This is a genomic window from Candidatus Enterococcus willemsii, assembly GCF_009933335.1.
Classification (GTDB): domain Bacteria; phylum Bacillota; class Bacilli; order Lactobacillales; family Enterococcaceae; genus Enterococcus_F; species Enterococcus_F willemsii.
This window is the reverse complement of record NZ_MAEL01000005.1, coordinates 1-18649: the sequence shown is the minus strand read 5'-3', so window position 1 is coordinate 18649 and position 18649 is coordinate 1. Positions and strand designations below refer to the sequence as shown.

The 18649-nt window shown below is 37.0% G+C and carries 24 protein-coding genes and 1 other RNA gene; 20 read left to right on the top strand and 5 right to left on the bottom strand.

Annotation, left to right across the window (positions count from 1 at the left end; genetic code table 11):
* Positions 1-77: 77 nt before the first annotated feature.
* The gene (locus BAU17_RS01155) at positions 78-710 is read right to left on the bottom strand and encodes a hypothetical protein (protein ID WP_161900979.1); all 633 of its coding nucleotides are present in this window, start codon (positions 708-710) and stop codon (positions 78-80) included.
* 254 nt (positions 711-964) lie between these two features.
* Here BAU17_RS01155 and BAU17_RS01150 point away from each other — a divergent pair, with 254 nt between their 5' ends.
* The 7 genes from BAU17_RS01150 (at position 965) to BAU17_RS01125 (ending at position 5865) form a co-directional block, all read left to right on the top strand.
* Positions 965-1447, top strand: a complete 483-nt coding sequence (locus BAU17_RS01150; protein ID WP_161900978.1) for a GNAT family N-acetyltransferase — start codon at positions 965-967, stop codon at positions 1445-1447.
* Positions 1448-1536: 89 nt separating this feature from the next.
* Entirely contained in the window at positions 1537-2565 is a 1029-nt protein-coding gene (locus tag BAU17_RS01145) for a 3-deoxy-7-phosphoheptulonate synthase (RefSeq protein ID WP_161900977.1), read from the top strand.
* 152 nt (positions 2566-2717) lie between these two features.
* Entirely contained in the window at positions 2718-3077 is a 360-nt protein-coding gene (locus BAU17_RS01140) for a hypothetical protein (RefSeq protein ID WP_161900976.1), read from the top strand.
* Positions 3078-3190: 113 nt separating this feature from the next.
* Positions 3191-3562 carry a YxeA family protein gene (locus BAU17_RS01135; RefSeq protein ID WP_161900975.1) on the top strand — a complete coding sequence of 124 codons (372 nt, stop codon included), beginning with the start codon at positions 3191-3193 and terminating at the stop codon, positions 3560-3562.
* A 72-nt stretch (positions 3563-3634) separates the two neighbouring features.
* A complete protein-coding gene (locus BAU17_RS01130; RefSeq protein ID WP_161900974.1) occupies positions 3635-4528 on the top strand; it encodes an ROK family protein in 894 nt (297 codons plus the stop codon).
* Positions 4529-4660: 132 nt separating this feature from the next.
* Positions 4661-4795, top strand: coding sequence for a hypothetical protein (locus tag BAU17_RS14265; protein WP_267913817.1), 135 nt, complete (start codon positions 4661-4663; stop codon positions 4793-4795).
* 68 nt (positions 4796-4863) lie between these two features.
* Positions 4864-5865, top strand: coding sequence for a Gfo/Idh/MocA family protein (locus BAU17_RS01125; protein WP_161900973.1), 1002 nt, complete (start codon positions 4864-4866; stop codon positions 5863-5865).
* Between the two features lie 140 nt (positions 5866-6005).
* Here the strand turns inward: BAU17_RS01125 and dapB are convergent, their stop codons facing one another.
* Together dapB and dapA are read right to left on the bottom strand one after the other, a co-directional pair.
* Complete coding sequence (dapB, locus tag BAU17_RS01120) at positions 6006-6758, bottom strand: 4-hydroxy-tetrahydrodipicolinate reductase (protein WP_161900972.1); 753 nt, start codon at positions 6756-6758, stop codon at positions 6006-6008.
* 11 nt (positions 6759-6769) lie between these two features.
* Complete coding sequence (gene dapA, locus BAU17_RS01115; RefSeq protein ID WP_161900971.1) at positions 6770-7651, bottom strand: 4-hydroxy-tetrahydrodipicolinate synthase; 882 nt, start codon at positions 7649-7651, stop codon at positions 6770-6772.
* Between the two features lie 214 nt (positions 7652-7865).
* On the opposite strand from dapA, the gene lysA reads away from it, so the two are divergent.
* From lysA to BAU17_RS01065, 10 genes are all read left to right on the top strand, one after another.
* Positions 7866-9164 carry a diaminopimelate decarboxylase gene (lysA, locus tag BAU17_RS01110; RefSeq protein ID WP_161900970.1) on the top strand — a complete coding sequence of 433 codons (1299 nt, stop codon included), beginning with the start codon at positions 7866-7868 and terminating at the stop codon, positions 9162-9164.
* A gap of 84 nt (positions 9165-9248) precedes the next feature.
* A complete protein-coding gene (locus BAU17_RS01105) occupies positions 9249-9578 on the top strand; it encodes a zinc ribbon domain-containing protein YjdM (protein ID WP_161900969.1) in 330 nt (109 codons plus the stop codon).
* 79 nt (positions 9579-9657) lie between these two features.
* Positions 9658-10359, top strand: coding sequence for a zinc metallopeptidase (locus BAU17_RS01100; protein ID WP_161900968.1), 702 nt, complete (start codon positions 9658-9660; stop codon positions 10357-10359).
* Positions 10360-10454: 95 nt separating this feature from the next.
* The gene (locus BAU17_RS01095) at positions 10455-10769 is read left to right on the top strand and encodes a hypothetical protein (protein WP_161900967.1); all 315 of its coding nucleotides are present in this window, start codon (positions 10455-10457) and stop codon (positions 10767-10769) included.
* Between the two features lie 90 nt (positions 10770-10859).
* Entirely contained in the window at positions 10860-11375 is a 516-nt protein-coding gene (gene tadA, locus BAU17_RS01090; protein ID WP_161900966.1) for a tRNA adenosine(34) deaminase TadA, read from the top strand.
* Between the two features lie 9 nt (positions 11376-11384).
* Positions 11385-11478, top strand: an RNA gene (gene ffs / locus BAU17_RS01085) — signal recognition particle sRNA small type.
* Positions 11479-11676: 198 nt separating this feature from the next.
* Positions 11677-13059: a bifunctional metallophosphatase/5'-nucleotidase gene (locus BAU17_RS01080; RefSeq protein ID WP_161900965.1), complete on the top strand. Its 1383-nt coding sequence runs from the start codon at positions 11677-11679 to the stop codon at positions 13057-13059.
* A 51-nt stretch (positions 13060-13110) separates the two neighbouring features.
* Positions 13111-13707, top strand: a complete 597-nt coding sequence (locus tag BAU17_RS01075) for a YutD family protein (protein ID WP_161900964.1) — start codon at positions 13111-13113, stop codon at positions 13705-13707.
* The gene (locus BAU17_RS01070) at positions 13708-14478 is read left to right on the top strand and encodes a TIGR01457 family HAD-type hydrolase (protein WP_161900963.1); all 771 of its coding nucleotides are present in this window, start codon (positions 13708-13710) and stop codon (positions 14476-14478) included.
* Positions 14475-15116 (top strand): TIGR01906 family membrane protein, encoded by a 642-nt coding sequence (locus tag BAU17_RS01065; RefSeq protein ID WP_161900962.1) that lies wholly within the window; start codon positions 14475-14477, stop codon positions 15114-15116. The genes BAU17_RS01070 and BAU17_RS01065 overlap by 4 nt, the downstream gene beginning before the upstream one ends.
* Before the next feature lie 15 nt (positions 15117-15131).
* Here the strand turns inward: BAU17_RS01065 and BAU17_RS01060 are convergent, their stop codons facing one another.
* Together BAU17_RS01060 and BAU17_RS01055 are read right to left on the bottom strand one after the other, a co-directional pair.
* Complete coding sequence (locus BAU17_RS01060) at positions 15132-15641, bottom strand: phosphatidylglycerophosphatase A family protein (protein WP_161900961.1); 510 nt, start codon at positions 15639-15641, stop codon at positions 15132-15134.
* A 13-nt stretch (positions 15642-15654) separates the two neighbouring features.
* A complete protein-coding gene (locus BAU17_RS01055) occupies positions 15655-16635 on the bottom strand; it encodes an NAD(P)/FAD-dependent oxidoreductase (protein WP_161900960.1) in 981 nt (326 codons plus the stop codon).
* Between the two features lie 123 nt (positions 16636-16758).
* On the opposite strand from BAU17_RS01055, the gene BAU17_RS01050 reads away from it, so the two are divergent.
* The 3 genes from BAU17_RS01050 to BAU17_RS01040 all read left to right on the top strand — a co-directional run bounded on the left by BAU17_RS01050 (position 16759) and on the right by BAU17_RS01040 (position 18281).
* On the top strand, positions 16759-17346 hold the full coding sequence (locus BAU17_RS01050) for a peptidylprolyl isomerase (protein ID WP_161900959.1): 588 nt from the start codon (positions 16759-16761) through the stop codon (positions 17344-17346).
* Positions 17347-17470: 124 nt separating this feature from the next.
* On the top strand, positions 17471-17845 hold the full coding sequence (locus BAU17_RS01045) for a CvfD/Ygs/GSP13 family RNA-binding post-transcriptional regulator (RefSeq protein WP_161900958.1): 375 nt from the start codon (positions 17471-17473) through the stop codon (positions 17843-17845).
* Between the two features lie 73 nt (positions 17846-17918).
* Positions 17919-18281, top strand: coding sequence for a hypothetical protein (locus BAU17_RS01040; RefSeq protein ID WP_420022101.1), 363 nt, complete (start codon positions 17919-17921; stop codon positions 18279-18281).
* The last annotated feature ends 368 nt before the right edge of the window (positions 18282-18649 follow it).

Genomic DNA, 18649 nt, shown 5'->3' with positions numbered 1-18649 from the left:
GACATGATGAAAAATACGTTAAAATAAATCAAAAAGCTCTTGCAATATATTGCAAGAGCTTTTTCTATTGAAATGGATTAATGAAAGAGCGTCATCATATTTATCAGAGAAACAATGAATAGTAGGGCAGCGAATAAGCCACCGATTTTTCGAAGGTGTCCGTTAGGCAAGGGGGTTCGGTAGTTATTGACGACATGCACCGGCGCCCATAGAAAGCTAATAAAAATCACGGTTCCAGTGACATAAAGTAAAATCGGGGCATCTAATGAAGAAATTAGATTTTGGTTAGTGATTCTAGTTTCTGAACGAATCCAAGGTTCAAGCCAATTAGTGCTGACTAAGAGAAACCAGCCAACTAAAAAGAGAACTGAATCAATAATTAACCATTGCTGTTCTTTTTTCGTACGTGGTTGCGAGCACTCTTTTAGATGCGTTGAATGATGAATCGTATATTTGAAAAATAAATAGGCTAGGGCCACGGCCATTGCAACGATTAGATATTTAAAACTATAGATAAAAGTATAAGTTTCATTTAAGAATAAATGCTGTTTTTTTAAGACAAAGCGTAATAAAAACAAAGAGAATAAATTAACGAATAATGTATTAATTAGAAAAGTTGTTATTTTCTTTTTGTGGTGCCCGTTGTTTGAACAACGTAACTCAATTCCTGTAGTGAGGAGACCCGTTATTAAAAAAATAATGAACATCATGAGCCTTTAAATCCTTTCAAAAAATAATGTGAATGCTTAATTTCGATCAAACTGAATTCGATTATATCAAGATTTATTTTTTTGTACAGACTTTATTTTTAAAATGAGAATAGGCTGAGAATGACACTAAGACTTTAATACAAAAGAAGCAGAAATGGATTAGACGTGTGCTACTATCAGAGTTGCAAGTTACATGCGAAAAGTGAAAAATAATTATATAATGAGGACAAATCGGAAAGGTAAGAGGAGCAAAAATGTCATTAATTACAGTTAGACCAAGGGTATCATCGGATATCAAAGCATTATGGTTATTAGAAGATGTCTGGAATGACACCAATACACCAGTACCAATGACGAAAAAATCATTGGAAGAATTTGAATTAGAAATTGCTAATAGGGAAATGTTAGTGGCACTTAATGAGCAAGGAAACGTCGTTGGAATGGTCTCTTATCACTTAATAAGTACATTACCCGCACATTGCAAACAGTGGATGTTGGGGATTAGCGTTAGTCCTGAAGCACAAGGACAAGGCGTTGGTCGTCATTTGATGGAAGCTATTATCCAGTTAGCTAAACAAAAAGGAATAGCTAAATTATCCTTACGTGTGATGGGAACCAATCCAGGTGCGATTGCTTTTTATAAACGACTGGGTTTTGTGCAAGAAGCTCATTTTCAAAGGGAATTCTGGATTAATCATACATGGGTAGATGATTTTCAATTTGCTTATTATATTTAACGGAATTTTCTGAAAAAATGAATAAAAAGCACACGTTTGTCTTAAAATCTGTTAAGATAGATGAAATCAGATAAAAAGGAGCAAAATGAATGAGTTTTAAAGCATTGAGTCAACATATCAATATTGAAACAGTGAAATCTATTTCAAAACTAACCGAAGAAGAAGCAGCGATGAAAGCTGCCAGAGATGCCGAATTGAAAGCAGTAATGGAAGGAAAAGACGAGCGCTTTTTATTAGTCATTGGTCCTTGTTCAGCAGATAATGAAGCAGCTGTTCTTGAATATGCTCATCGCCTAGCTAAATTACAAGAAGAGGTAAAAGATAAGGTATTTATCGTTCAACGTGTCTACACAAATAAACCACGAACGAATGGTGATGGCTATAAAGGCCTATTACATCAACAAGATCCATCTGGTGAAATTAACTTAGTTCGCGGTATGGTTGCTGTTCGTAAAATGCACAAACGTGTGTTGACCGAAACAGGCCTAACGACAGCTGATGAAATGTTATATCCAGAAAATCTAGAATTTATCGAAGATTTAGTAAGCTACCATGCCGTAGGTGCCCGTTCGGTAGAAGATCAGCAACATCGTTTTGTGGCAAGTGGGATTGATCATCCAACCGGCTTGAAAAATCCAACAAGCGGAAATATTAATGTTTTGTTTAATGCGTTATATGCAACGCAACAAAAGCAAGAATTAATGTACAATGGTGTTGAAGTTGAAACAAGCTCAAATCCATTAGCACATGTCATTTTGCGTGGTGCATTAAAAGAAAATGGACAAGTTGTTCCGAATTACCATTATGAAGATTTATTGAAAGTCGTTGAATTTTACAAAAAAGGCGATTACAAAAATCCTTTTATTATGGTAGATACGAATCATGATAATTCGAAAAAGCAATACAATGAACAAGTTCGCATTGTTCAAGAAGTTTTAACCAATCGTACATGGAATGAGGACATCAAAAAATATGTTCGCGGTTTTATGATTGAAAGTTATTTAGAAGATGGTCGTCAAGAACCCGGTGGAGATGTATTTGGTCAGTCGATTACTGATCCATGCTTAGGATGGGAAAAAACTGAAAAATTAGTTCGTTATATCGCGAAAAATGTATAATATTAGACAGAATGATTGAATGACTAATCGTTAGCAATCATTCTGTTTTTGCACATATGTCAAGCATGGTCAAATAAATCTATAAAAAGAAGTACTTTCGATTTGTTTTTCCTTTAAAATCCTCTAAACTTATTATTAAAGGAGGGGTTTTTATGAGGTGGGTTATTAAACAATCTGATTTAGACACCATCAAAGAGCAGTATGGTGAAGAAATGAGTATTGTTGGTTATGCGGATGAGTATAAGCTGTTTGCTATTCCGATACCGAAAATGTATGTGGTACTGATGGATAGTCAAAAAATTCAACTGATTCAACTTACAATGAATATGGACGTTAAACAGGTTGAGACAATTTCAATAGCTGATATTCAAGAAGTCAAAGTCAGTGGTGCTGTGATAAAAAAAGTTGTGATTACAACAAATAGTGGTAAAATCAAATTATCTGTAAAGCCACATGCTGTAGGAATTCAAGCTTCACAAAAGGCACTATTGAAAGCATTGCATTCCTTATAAACAAAACGTTGTTGTTATATTGGGTGACAATAATGTAAGATTTTTGCCATCTCTTTCGCTAGTGAAATTTTTTTAAAGAAGCTAGAATAAAGCTAGAAAGTGAGGCAATTTGAATGAAAAAATTATCAACAATTATTTTTGGTGTGTTTCTAGTGTTCGTCTTAGCAGGTGGTGGTTACCTCTATTATATGATGGTACCGACTTCTTATTACACACAAATTAAAGATACTGGCAAAGAAATTAAAGGTACTTATGATAATAAAGAAGCCTATGTGCAATACGAATATACACAAGCAGGGTATGATAAAGAAGGAAATGAAAAAACATTAACTTTTACGACACATCCAGAATTAGGGCGACCATTTAAGACAAACGCCTATTTAAAAATTGACTATACACGTTTCCAAAAAGAAAAAGGTTACGAAGAAGTGCAGGAACAAGATATACCAAAAGAGGCACTAGAAAAAATAAAAGAAACGAAATAAATCAGCGTGTGCTGGCTGGATAACTCTAGTCAGCATACTTTGATTTATTTTCTACATAGTGGAGGGGCTAATTTGAGTGAACAGTATATAAGTATCGATATTGGTGGGACGTTTATTAAATCGGCAGTGATTGATGGCAAAGGTAAGGTAGGAGAAGTGTCCAAAGTTCAGACACCTCATACATTAAAAGAACTTTTAGCTAGTCTACAAACTATTGTAGCTAAACAAACGGTGCAAGGTATTGCTATCAGTACCCCAGGAAAAGTGGATATTGAACAAGGGATGATTTATCATGGAGGCGCCTTGCCTTTTTTAGATAAGGTGCCAATGAAACAGATAATGGAAGAACAATTCAACATCCCTTGTGCACTTTCAAATGATGGTAAAGCAGCTGCATTAGCGGAATTGTGGTTAGGCAATCTTCAACATGTGTCTAATGGAGCAGCCATTGTTTTAGGAACAGGAGTTGGTGGTGGTGTGATTATTAATGGAGCGTTGCTTCATGGCAGTCATTTCCAAGCTGGTGAGTTAAGTTTTCTTTTACGAAGCCCAGAAAATAGTACGATGCAAAATGTTATAGGGTATTCTGGATCGGCTGTCCGTTTAGTGAAGGAAGCTGCTAAACAATTTGGACTGGCTAAAGCCGATGGGCATCAAGTATTTCAAGCGTTTGAAGCAGATGAGAACGCTCGAACGTTCTTACAAGCATATTGTCGCGAGATTGCTTTTGTCATTTTGAATTTACAGGCTATTTTAGATTTAGAGAAAGTCGTGATTGGTGGCGGAATTAGTGAACAACCATTAGTATTAACTGAAATTCGCGCCCAATATGAGCAACTTCGTACCGGTAATGCGATGTTGTCATCGAATGTGATTCCTGTAGAAATCGCCACTTGTGCGTTTTACAATAACGCGAACTTGCTAGGTGCTCTATACCAATTGTTGTTACAAGAAGGCAAACTTTAGAACTTGCTAAGGGAATCCCTTCATTTATGATATTTTAGTAAGAATTTGGCAGAAAGGTGGAGCTACTCGTTCAAAGTAAGTACAATGGTGTCGAATTAGAAGTCGCTTACAACAGAGAAACGAGGAGAAATCATGCAAAAACTAGACTGGAAAATGAAACTAGCTTTGGGTTGTTTAGGAATGCTAACCATTTACTCGCTACCACTTTTTTCACTTATTTTAAGTGCAGGTATTGTCGTCTATTTGAACCGTAAGAGTGTCGCTTAAGAAGTTGAGTTGAAAGATTGTCTTTCAACTCTTTATTTATATCATTCATTAGAAAGAAGGGAACGCAAATGAATATTGCTTTAATTTCATCATGGCATGTGCATACCAAGAAATTCATGGAGAAAATTATAAACAAAGGGGTTCGCTGTCTATACGTCTGGGATTTTGATGCCACTCTTGGGCAAGCCGCAGCCAAGGAGTATCAAGCAATCTTTGAACCAGATTATCGAGCGATTTTAGCAGATGAACAAGTGGATGCGGTCATTATTGAAGCTCCGACAACCATGCATAAAGAACTAATTATCTTAGCAGCTCGTGCGAAGAAACATATTTTTAGTGACAAAGCACTAGCTTTAACTACCGAAGATTGTTTAGAAATTGAAGCTGCAGTGAGAGAAAATGACGTGAAATTTATGTTGTCATTGGAATCATTTGCGGTAAATTCTTATGAATATGCTTTTAAGAAAGTGAATGACGGTAGTTTAGGCCAGATTACTAGCGCTTATTTCCGTCGCTCACATGGCGCAGTGATTCGTCAAGATTTACCGGACTATTGGTTTGATAAAGCACAGTCTGGCGGTGGTGCTACCTTAGATCTAGGTTGTCATGGTTTTGCTTTATTGCCTTTAATTTGTGGACAACCTAAAGCGGTGACTTGTTTGATGAATGAGCAATTTGGCAGTGGGGTGGACGAATATTCCACGACCCTTCTTTCATTTGAAAATGGAGCCATCGGAACGGCAACCACGTCTTTTGTTGGTCCGACTTTAGATAATTATTTAGAAATTATCGGCACACAAGGTTCGTTGCAAATTGTTGGCAATGAACACGAGGAACAAACGATTTTTCTACAAAGCAATCTCGAAGAAGGCTATCATAAGAAAACAATTGTTTCGGATGCAGATATTCGTAAATACAATCCATTTCCAATCGAATTGTTTGTCGAGTTGGTGGAAGCTTCAACAGAAAAAGAAATTCCTCGATACGGTATTGAAGCAGCGAAACGTCTGACACGAATTATTGAATGTGCGTATGAATCAGCTGAAACGGGTAAGACGGTGGCTTATTAAAGGAGGAATCTGATGAGTAAAAAGAAAAAATATTGGTTGATTTTTATTGCGGGAATCGTCACTTATTTTTTAGTATCTATGTGGCTGCGATAAGTGTTGGTGTATACAAAAAGAGGTGTGATTCATCACACCTCTTTTTGTTAAGCATCTAGTAAATCAGACATACTGTATAAGCCAGCCGATTGATCAGCTAGAAAGACACCCGCTTTTAATGCACCATTTGCAAAAATATCACGAGATAAAGCTGTATGTTTTAGCTCGATAATTTCATCATCGCCTGCATAAATCACGGTATGTTCGCCAGGAATCGTCCCACCACGAACAGCGTGGATGCCCATTTCGCTTAATTTATTTTCATTGTCATTACCTGAACGTCCAAAAACATAATCTTTTTTCACATCACACACATCATTGATGCTATCAGCTAATAATAAGGCAGTCCCGCTTGGTGCATCTTTTTTCTGGTTATGATGCTTTTCGATAATTTCAATATTAAAATCAGCTTCTACAGACGGCGTAATAGCTTGTAATGCTTTAATCAAAACATTAATTCCTAAAGACATATTCGCTGAATAGAACACAGGAATGGATTGGCTCGCTTCTTTGAGCAACGTTTTTTCTTTGTCTTCTAAGCCAGTCGTCGCAACGACGACTGGAATTTTTTTATCCAGTGCAAAAGCAAGTAAATTCGGCACTGCTGTGTAGTGAGAGAAGTCGATAATAATATCAGCGTCTTCTTGTACTTCTTGTGCACTTGCATAGATTGGAAATGCTGCATCTGTTGGGACGCGGTCAATTCCTGCGACGACTGTTAAGTCAGGATTTTTTTGAATCAATTTTTGTAAAACATGCCCCATGCGACCGTTACAACCACTTAAAATAATTCGTTTCATCTCAGTTCCTCCTATAAAAGCCCGTAAGCAGTCATTTCACGTTTTAATCGTTCCATCGTCGCTTCTTCTGGTTCACCCAACGGCAAGCGATAGTTTAATGGTTCGTTTCTTAATAAAGAGACCGCAGCTTTGACTGGTACTGGGTTTACTTCAGAAAAGATTGCTTGAATTAATGGAATTTGTGCTAACTGAGTATCTACTGCAGCTTTTGTATTTCCTGTTAAATAGTTGTGGACCATCTCAGACGTTTGTTTTGGTGCGATATTAGCAATTGTTGAAATTACGCCAGACCCACCAACTGAAAGCAAGGGCAGTACTTGATCATCATTTCCTGAATATAAAGCAAAATCTTCATCCACCAAACGGGCAATTTCAACGATTTGCGAAATGTCTCCACTGGCTTCTTTGATTCCTTGGATATTTGGAATTTTTTTCAATTCTGCAACCGCATCTGGTGTCAAATTCATACCCGTGCGAGAAACCACTGAATATAAAATGACGGGAATAGATACTTTGCTACAAATTGCTTCATAGTGAGCAACTAAACTTTTTTTCGTTGCTTTGTTGTAATAGGGAGTTACGACTAACAGGGCATCTGCGCCGACGCGCTCTGCCTCAGTAGATAGAAAGATACCATGTTGCGTATTATTTGAGCCGGTACCACCAATGACTGGAATTCGTCCGTTTACTTGTTGGACAACAGTTTCAATGACAGCGATATGTTCATCATCATCTAAAGTAGAAGCTTCTCCGGTTGTGCCACAAGCAATAATTGCGTCAGAGCCTTGCTGAACATGCCACTCTGCCAATTCCTTCAACTTATCGTAATCCACCGAACCATCATTATGCATTGGAGTGACAAGCGCAACGCCTGAACCTTTAAATATTGCCATTTTTTACACATCCTCTCGAATTTGTTAACGCATTTTGTTGCGAACCTACATGAAAAAATTTCTGAAAATGAGAAGTTTTTAGTATAGATTATTGAAATTATATACTATAATATGAGAATAATTCAATGGTTATGGAAAATTTACTAATAAATCAATGAGTAAAATTCGTTATTTTGTTAGTAAAAAGAAACTTTTACAGAAAAGAGGCCCTTAAATGATCAAAGAAATCAAAAATAATCATCTCTATTGGGATGGTTGCGATACAGTCGAATTAGCAAAAACATATGGTACACCGTTATACGTTTTATCGGAAACAGCAGTAATAAATGAGTGCCAAGCACTACAAGCCTCTTTTATTCAAAAATATGAAAATGTTCGAGTAGCATATGCGTCAAAAGCGTTTAATACGTTAGCGATGTTAAAAATGATTGAACGAGAAGGTTTGTGTCTTGATGTTGTCAGCGGTGGTGAGTTGTATACGGCGATGCAAGCCAATTTCCCTGCCGAACATATTGAATTTAATGGCAATAACAAATCATTAGAGGAACTTGCGATGGCGATTGATTACGGTGTCGGTCGCATCATCGTGGATGGGATTCAAGAAATCAGTTGGATTCAAGAGATTTGTCGTCAAAAAGGTAAAACAGCCAATATTATGTTCCGAATCACACCAGAAGTAAATGTCTCTACTCATGAATTTATTTCAACTGGTCAAAAAGATTCCAAATTTGGTATTCCACTTGATGAAGCTATTTTATTCCCCGTGATTCAACAAGCGATTGACGCACCAGAAATCGATTTTTATGGGATTCATTTCCACATTGGTAGTCAATTGGATGATAACAGCACGCACTTAGCAGCTGCGAAAGTTGCATTAGATTTAGTTAAACGAATCAAAGAACAGTTAGATTATGATGTGAAAGAATTAAATTACGGTGGCGGTTTTGGTGTGACTTACACCAAAGACGATATTCGTCAACCGTATAGTTACTTCTTAGATCCGTTGATGGAACTGACAGAAAGTTATTGTCAAGAACATCATTTAGCACGACCGGCAATTGTCATTGAACCAGGTCGTAGCATTGTCGCAGAAGCAGGAATTAGCTTGCACACAATTGGTACAATCAAAGATTTGCCAGGTATTCGCAAATACGCAGCAATCGATGGAGGCATGACCGATAACATTCGTCCTGGATTGTATCAAGCCAAATATGAAGGAATCCTTGCTAATAAAGCGGAAGAAACATTGTCAGAAACAGTAACTATTTCTGGAAAAGCCTGCGAAAGTACGGATATTTTAGTAAAAGACATTCAAGTACCAACAATTGAGACGGGCGATATTTTTGCAACATTTGCAACGGGTGCGTACGGCTATGCGATGGCAAGTAATTACAATAAGTTAGCCATTCCGGCAGTAGTCTTAGTCAAAGATGGCCAAGCAGATGTTATCGTTGAACGTCAAAGTTATGACCAAATTATTCAAAACGAACGAATTCCAGATTCATTAAAATAATGATGAGAAAGCCTAGGTTCCAATAAACAGATTTCCTAAAATTTGTTATACTACAAAGCATAACAAGATAGAGGAGGAAGTTAAATGAGTGCAATTCCAAATTGTCCAGAATGTGGTTCTACTTATGGATACGAAGATCGCGGATTATACATTTGTCCAGAGTGTGGTCATGAATGGTCAACAGAAGCAGAGGCGGAAGGCTTAATTGTTCACGATGCAAATGGGAATCTATTAGCAGACGGTGATGCTGTGACAATCATCAAAGACTTAAAAGTCAAAGGTGCATCCAATGCGTTGAAACAAGGAACAAAAGTGAAAAATATTCGTTTAGTCGAAGGCGATCATAACATTGATTGTAAGATTGATGGCTTTGGCCCAATGAAATTAAAATCAGAATTTGTGAAGAAGTTATAACCGAAATTTTTTTCGGTTTCTCTTCACGAAAAATTCATGAGCACTTGTTATACTAAAAGAAAAAAGGGAGGAAGAAACAATGCCTGGATATGGATTCTTTTTTGACCCTACATACATTTTAGTCATCATCGGGATGCTTATTTCGATGGCCGCTTCAGCATATGTCAACAGCACATTTAAAAAATACGACAATGTTCGAAGTCGTCATAATGTAACAGGGACACAAGCAGCACAATTTATTTTAACAAACCAACAAATTAATAATGTGGGGGTACAAGGTATCGCAGGGAATTTGACCGATAATTATAATGCTGGTACCAAAATGTTGAGCTTGTCAGAAGCAACGGCACAATCGACTTCAGTTGCTGCGATTGGCGTAGCTGCTCACGAATGTGGACATGCGGTACAGGATGCGAAAAACTACTTTCCATTACGTTTACGAGCAGCGATTGTACCCGTAGCAAATATCGGTTCAACGATTTCAATTCCGTTAATTTTAATTGGGGTTTTACTACGTGGTTCACTATTAATCAATTTGGGATTAATTGCCTTTTCGTTAGCTTTTATTTTTCAACTGGTAACTTTACCGGTGGAATTCGATGCGTCTCGTCGCGCACTTGCTATTTTAGGCGAAGGTGGTTTACTGACAGAAGAAGAATTACCGATGGCCAGAAAAGTGCTGACTGCAGCTGCTTTAACATATGTTGCCGCAGCTATTAGCACATTGCTACAATTGTTACGTTTAGTCATTTTATTTGGTAATAACAACCGTCGAAATTAAGAATGTTCGTGTTATTAAAAACATCGGTTTAGTTGTGTTTCTTTTTCTACTCGTGTTATGATAGAGATATGAAAAACAAAGGAGATGCTGAAAAAATGAAAACTTCAACAAAAGTAACTATTGGTTTAAGCGTGGCAGCAATTGCTGGTATTGCAACTGCCGCAGTTGTTTCAGAAAAAGTATTCAAAAAAGTAACATCTATGTCTAACCGTCGTAAAGTGAAACGCTTTGTCGATGACAAATTCAACGGGAACGAAGCTTTGTTAAACGTGGTTGATAAGTTAGAAGATAAGGACATCGATTCTTTAATGAAAGCAGCTAATAAAGTATCAGATGGTCGCGACAAAGTTGTTGACTATGGCCATTCAGTAAAAGATAAAATTGATGATGTTGTTAGCAACATCTTTTAAAGACAATTGTTGAACACAGGGAGTTCGCTCCTTGTGTTTTTTTGTTTCCAATTCCCAAAGACCATGGTAAAGTAAATTGAGGTGAAGTGAGTGAAGACATCTTTAACACAAGAAGAAAAAGAAACTTTCATGCAAGCGGCGATTCAAGAAGCACAAAAAGCTGCAGTAATTCGAGAAGTACCAATCGGAGCTGTTGTTGTTTTAGACGGTGAAATTATCGGTCGCGGACATAATTTGAGAGAGACCAACCAACAATCCACCGCTCATGCAGAAATGATTGCAATTCAAGAGGCTTGTGCCAAGGTTGGTAGTTGGCGTTTGGAAAGAGCACAATTATTTGTGACATTGGAACCTTGTCCGATGTGTAGCGGCGCCATTATGCTTTCGCGAGTAGAAGAAGTGTATTTTGGGGCATATGATCCAAAAGGTGGTACGGCAGGAAGCTTGCTCAATTTATTGGAAGATCAACGTTTCAACCATTGGAGTTACGTGGAAGCTGGGATTTTAGGTGAGCCATGTGGACAATTATTAACTGATTTTTTCCGCGAACTGCGTCAAATCAAAAAAGAACAAAAAAAATTAAAAAAGACTAGTCAAGACGAGTAAAATACGTTATACTAATTTCTGGGCAATGGGAATGTTGTGAAGCGTGTCAGATCCGGAAGGAAGCAGCACTAAGCAGCGATTCTCATGTGCCTGTACATAATAACGAGCGATTGCTACTCATTAAAAAATGGTAGCAATCGTTTTTTTTGCTATTCATCGACATAAATGTGTTTGCTCATTCGAAATAAACTCATAGCATAACTCGTTGTCAAAAGCCTATAAATGAAAAGATTTGGTAGAATTCCCTATCTTTTGGTACACTTGTAAGTAGCAATGATTATGAAGCAGAGAAGGAAACAAGATGGAAAAAATTAGTATTCTACACACGAATGACCTACATTCACATTTTGAAAATTGGCCTAAAATCCGACGTTTTCTTCATGAAAAACAAGCGTCTTTACCAGAAGTGATTACGGTAGATTTAGGTGATTTTGCCGATCGTTGGCATCCCTTAACCGAAGCAACTGATGGTCAAGCCAATGTAGCGTTGATGAATCAAATTCACTATGATGCTGTAACGATTGGCAATAACGAAGGGATTGGCAATGGTAAAGAAGTACTCAATCATTTGTATGATGAAGCCAATTTTGATGTTATTTTGGCAAATTTATATGATAAACAAACACTACAACTTCCGACATGGGCCAAACCCTATAAAATAATCACTAGCAAGCAAGGCACGAAAATTGGTTTAATCGGTGCAACCGCCGCATTTCCATTAACATATAATCCTAATGGTTGGGATATTCGGCAATGGATGGAGATTTTACCTACCTTGGTCCAGCAATTACTCCCACAAGTGGATGTTCTTGTATTGATGAGTCATTTAGGAATTGAGGAGGACCATTTAATTGCTCAAGAGCTTCCAGCAATTGATGTTATTCTAGGCTCACATACGCATCATCATTTTCCCAATGGTAAAATGGTTAACGGTGTTCAATTAGCTGCAGCCAGCAAATTTGGTTACTATGTAGGGGAAGTGACCTTGTTCTTAGATGACCAACATCGCTTACTAAAAACCACAGCACAAACCTATGCGACCGAAGATATGGCAGAGAACCCAGAAGATGCCGATGAAATTTTTCAATATATGGAGAACGGACATCGTTTATTACAAGCGAAAAAAGTTGCTTGGTTGCCTTATGACTTACAATTAGAACCAACAGTATCGGAATCACTGATTAGTGAAACTTTAGAAGCTGTCCGTGAGCGAGGAAAAACAGAGGTCTCCTTGTTAAATACCGGTTTATTTTTATCTGAGCTGCCTAAGGGGTTAGTGAATCAAGACCAGCTGCATACAATTTTGCCACATCCGATGCGACTTATTCGCGTAACATTATTAGGACGAGATGTGCGACGATTGGTTTTAGAAATTGAAAAAAATCGTTTGTTTTTACGAAATTTTCCAATTTTAGGCATGGGCTTTCGGGGAAAAATTTTTGGAGAGATTATTTATGATGGACTGACTTACGACGAAATTAACCATGAAGTGTATTGGAAAGGACAAAAGATAGTAGACAATCAATCCTACCAGTTAACAACTGTTGACCATTTAATGTTTGTCCCGTTTTTCCCAACGATTGAAGTTGCTGGTACTTCCGAGTTTCTTTTTCCAGAGTTTATTCGGACAGTACTAGCAGAACATTTAGCCCAGAAGTATCCATTAGCTATATTAGAGGAATAGACTACACACTTGACAAAAAAGAAGGTATAATAAACCACAGGTGGTGAAAAGATGACCAAAGAAGAAGTTAATTTGACAGATGAAATGACAGCCGTTTTAGAAGAAATTGTAGAAGAAACTGAAACGAAAAAAGAAGAATTAGTTGTACAATTAAACGAAAATGAATTTATGATTCAAAATCGCCAATATAAATTAGTTACCAATTATCGTGATGGATTCAATGCTGAAAAATTCGGTGAACGCTTTAGTGAAGTACTTGCTCGTTATGACTATATCGTTGGTGATTGGGGCTATGAACAGTTACGGTTAAAAGGTTTTTTTGATAAAGATAATCGAAAATCTTTACCGGATCAACGTATCGATACTCTTGAAGATTATTTATATGAATACTGTAATTTTGGTTGTGCGTATTTTGTCTTACAACGAATCGGTGGTAAGCGTGAAAAAGGCAATCATAAACGTCGTAAAAAACGCAATAATACCGGACAAGCACATATTGCTGAGAAAAAAGAGAATCCAGACCGTAAGCATAAGCCAAAACCGGTGATTAAAAATCGCCAAGATAAATCCAAAAAATCAAAAACTGCGAAAGTATCAGAAGCAGCAGAAACGAAAAAAAGTTTTACCATTCGAAAGAGAGAAGAATAAATGACATACAAAGGATATTTAATAGATTTAGATGGGACTATTTATCTGGGAAGCCAACCAATCCCAGCAGGAAAACGTTTTGTGGAAGCTTTGCAACAACGAAACCTTCCCTTTTTATTTGTAACGAATAACACGACCAAAGCACCAGAAATGGTGGTGCAACGTTTAGCCAATGAATTTGACATTCATGTATCAGCAGAGCATGTGTATACAGCGAGTTTAGCAACCATTGACTTTATGAAAGAAGATAACAAAGGCAAACGTGTCTATGTCGTCGGTGAAGCAGGACTCATTGATTTAATTTTAGCTGCTGGTTTTGAATGGGATGAAGAAAATCCTGATTATGTTGTTGTTGGTTTAGATTCGCAAGTAACCTATGAAAAATTAACAGTTGCCACATTGGCGATTCAAAGAGGTGCGACCTTTATCGGAACCAATCCAGATAAAAATATACCAACCGAACGTGGACTACTGCCAGGTGCAGGTTCCTTAATTGCGTTGTTAGAAACAGCAACCCGTGTCAAACCAATCTATATTGGCAAACCTGAAGCTTTTATTATGGAAAAAGCACTGGAACATATCGGCTTGCGTAAAGAAGAAGTGGTGATGGTTGGTGACAACTATGAGACAGATATTCGCTCAGGCATTAATAATGGAATTGACAGTTTATTGGTTCTTTCTGGTTTTACGCCAAAAGGAGAAGTGCCTCATTTACCAGTAGCACCAACTTATGTATTGGATAGTCTTGATGAATGGGATTTTGACAAATGAATTGGCGATGGGGCGAACGGCTAGGCTTTTTGGTGTTATTTTTAACCTTAATTAGTTTAGCGATTACCATCACCATTAATTTTCAACCGCTCTATCATTGGGATATTGATGCGTTAAATATTTTGGATTATACCTCAGTAGATAAAAAAACATTAATGGAAAACTATCGTCTATTATTGAACTTTTTAAATACACCGTGGAACCATACCTTAGCGCTACCTGATTTTCCGATGTCTGAAGCAGGAGCAGGTCATTTTTACGATGTGAAGAAACTCTTCCTCTTGAATTATGGTGTTTTGCTCGTCACAATTATCCCTAGTGGCTGGTTCATCTGGAAGTTAAAAAAAGAGCAGCGTTTATGGCGTTTGTTCCGACCAATGCAGTGGGGCATGTTTGTACCATTGATTTTTGGCTTGTTTATGTTTATGGGCTTTGATACATTTTTTGTGAAATTTCATGAATTGTTTTTTACCAATGATGATTGGTTATTCAACCCTGCAACAGATCCAATTATCAATGTTTTACCAGAACAATTTTTCATGCATTGTTTCATTTTATTTTTTGTTTTAATAGAAGGATTCTTTTTCGTAGGCATGTGGATTGGACGAAGAGAATTAAAAAGAAGTTCGGACCGTTAAGCCGAACTTCTTTTTTTATTGGGTAATTTGTTGTGCTTTATCGGGAAATTGATGGGCAAGACGGCTGGCAGCAGATGCAGCGATAGCACCAACAATATCATCTAAAAATGTATGCACCCGTGGTCCATTATGATCATTTAATTTCTCTAAAATCCCAGGTTTGACTTTATCGATATACCCATAGTTGGTAAAACCGATTGTCCCATAAACATTCACAATGGATAGGGCTAAAATTTCATCAATCCCATATAGACCTTCATCTTCGGAAACAATTTCTTGTAAAGGTTGCAATAATTTGTCTTCTTCTGCCAAAATATCTAACTGGATACCAGTTAAAATTGCATTGTGGACTTCACGTTTTGCCAAAACTGCGTTTACACTTTCAACGCATTCTTCAATTGTTAGGTTAGGTAAATATTTTTCCTGTAAGAATAGCACGAGTTTTGCAATATCCATGACTGAGACGCCACGGTCACCTAGTAGCTGACGCGCTTTTTCTTCAAGGGTTTTTGTTTCTAAGACCATCACAATTCACTCCTTATTCGTTAAATAGACTTGTACTGTGTGCAGGTTGTGTTCGATTTTTTGGATTAATGTAGTGTAAGGCATTGTTAACCGCTGTAGGTGCTTCTCCAAATCCTGTGGCGATTAAATCGACTTTACCATCATAAAGTGTAATATCACCACAACAATAAACACCTTCTAATGAACTGCGCATATCCGAGCGTACAGGAATTCCTTGACGCGTACTATTTAATCCCCAATCTTTCAAATTCAATGACGAAGAGAAACCGTAATTGACAATTAGGTAATCAACAGATAGGCTCACCGTTTCGTCACTTTTTGGTGCTTGTAGCTGAATTTCTTCTAAAGTTCTAGTCCCAGTGACATCTTTAATGATGTAGGGGGTCATGACGTTAACGGATGAATTTAACAATTGGTTCACGCTGTGTTCATGCGCTCGAAATTCTGGTCGGCGATGAATCAAGGAAACTTCTGCCGCAATTGGTTCTAACATTAACGCCCAGTCAATTGCAGAATCCCCCCCACCGGCGATAGCTACTTTTTTGCCAGCATATTTCATTAAGTCAGGAACAAAATAGTCAATCCCGTAGTTTTCAAAGTTCTCTGCGTTGGGAACATTTAACTTACGTGGTTGAAAAGAACCATTTCCTAGTGCTAAGATGACTGCACGTGAATAATGAGTACGTTTATTAGTTGTTAACTCAATAATTCCGTCTTCTTGACGCTCAATTTTAAGTACTTGTTCTTCCAGACGATAGCGATGATTGAAGGTTGTTAATTGTTTTTCTAATTTTTGAACCAATTCACCAGCTTTAATCTTTGGATATCCGGGAATATCGTAAATATATTTTTCAGGGTATAGCGTGGCTAGCTGTCCCCCAAGTTGTGGTAATGTATCAATAATTTTGGTTTTGGCATTACGCATACCTGCATAAAAAGCAGCAAACATACCTGCTGGACCAGCACCGACAATTGTAATATCGTAAATGTTCATAGTCTGATCTCCTTTGGAATAAATTTATTATCTGTTAGTAGCATTATAACAAAGAATATTGTATGTGGCATTTTTATTTTTTTCTGCTATTATTAACATATCACATTCAAAGGAGGAGATTTTGTGTCTCAATTTCCACAATTAGACTTAGCAAATCAAAAGGGTGCCAAAGCGCTCGTTAAAACCAATCGCGGGGACATTACTATTCAATTATTCCCAGAACAAGCCCCAAAAACCGTTGAAAACTTTGTTCAATTAGCAAAAAAAGGGTATTATGATGGCATTATTTTCCACCGTGTTATTCCAGATTTTATGATTCAAGGTGGCGACCCAACCGGAACAGGTATGGGCGGGGAAAGTATCTATGGTGATAAATTTGAAGATGAATTTTCAAGAGAATTGTTTAACTTACGTGGTGCATTATCAATGGCTAACGCAGGTCCAAATACGAACGGTAGCCAATTCTTTATCGTAAGTAATCAAAATGTTCCAGCAAATATGATGGGTCAAATGGAAGGTGCTGGTTATCCAGCTGAAATCATCGAAGCGTACAAACAAGGTGGAACACCTTGGTTAGACTTCCGTCATACAGTTTTTGGACAAGTTATTGAAGGTTTGCCTGTCGTAGATGAAATTGGCGGCGTGCAACGTGGCCCTCAAGATCGTCCTGTACATGACGTTGTGATTGAAACAATTGAAATTAGCGAATAAAGAATAAACTAGTGGAGAAAGATGCTTCACTAGTTTTTTTCTTCTATAGTAATGTAAAATAATTCCTTACTTCATTTTTTCCGCAGATACGAGTATAATAGAAGAGACAAAGAGAGGGAAGAATATGACATATAGAATTGGGAACACTTTAGAAGGTACAGTCACAGGCATTCAACCATACGGTGCATTCGTTTCTCTGGATGATGAAACACAAGGATTGATCCACGTGTCAGAAATTCAATCTGGTTTCACTAAAAATATCCATGAAGTCTTGCAAGTTGGTGACAGTGTGAATGTGCAAGTAATCGATATTGATGAATACACCAAAAAGATTAGCCTATCGCGGAGGACGTTGGAAACGAAATTCGTACATACAGGTCATCGGAAAAAAAGATATTTTACGAATAAAAACAAGCGCATCGGTTTTCGAACGATTGATGAGCAATTGCCTATCTGGACAAAAGAAGCGTTGGAAATGCTTTCGCAAGAAAACTTCTAAAAATGACCTGTTTCCTTTTAGAAAATGTGCTATCATAAGCAAAAAGACAAAAGATTAAATTGAGGTGAGTATGTTGACAGAAAAACGAGTTGCCGGTACAGTGATGCTACATTTAGAAGACGGCTCAAAAAAATTTTTAATGTGTATCAATGAGGATAAACTAGAATTAGCCTCAACAGCTTTTTTAGAAGAACGTACAGGACTAGCGAATATCTTACAATTACTGAAAGAAGTAGTCCAACTTGACATTACTCATATCAATTTATTGGAACTAACTAACGGAAAAGCCCAAGATATGAATGTACCTTTATTTGTATTTGAAGCTAAAGAGAAAGATCAACCAGAAACACTGCCTGCTTCTTATGCATGGACAGAGGCAAAAGTATTTAGGGAAACAATCCAAAGATATAATATTGATGGAATGCCATTTTTCTAAAAGAAGTAAAAAGCTGAAAAATTTTTCAGCTTTTTTTTACGATTTTAAAGAGAAATAAGTGTTCTATTGTTAAGAGTTAATCTCCTTTTTCAAAAAAAACAGTAAAGGAAGATGAACTTTCTATGAAAAAACGAACAAAGCCAATAATCACAATTTTTTTATAGAAAAATTGTCTAATTTAAGTATTGACGTTAAGCAAAATACATGATAAATTAATCAACGTTGGTTCGACGCCAACAACCAAAATAACTTTTTTATTTTAATTAAAAAAAGTTATTGACGGATTTGAAAACACGTGATATTATAACGAAGTCTCAATTTTAGAAAAAGAAATTTTCGTTGACAAATCAACAAAATTAATTAAAAAA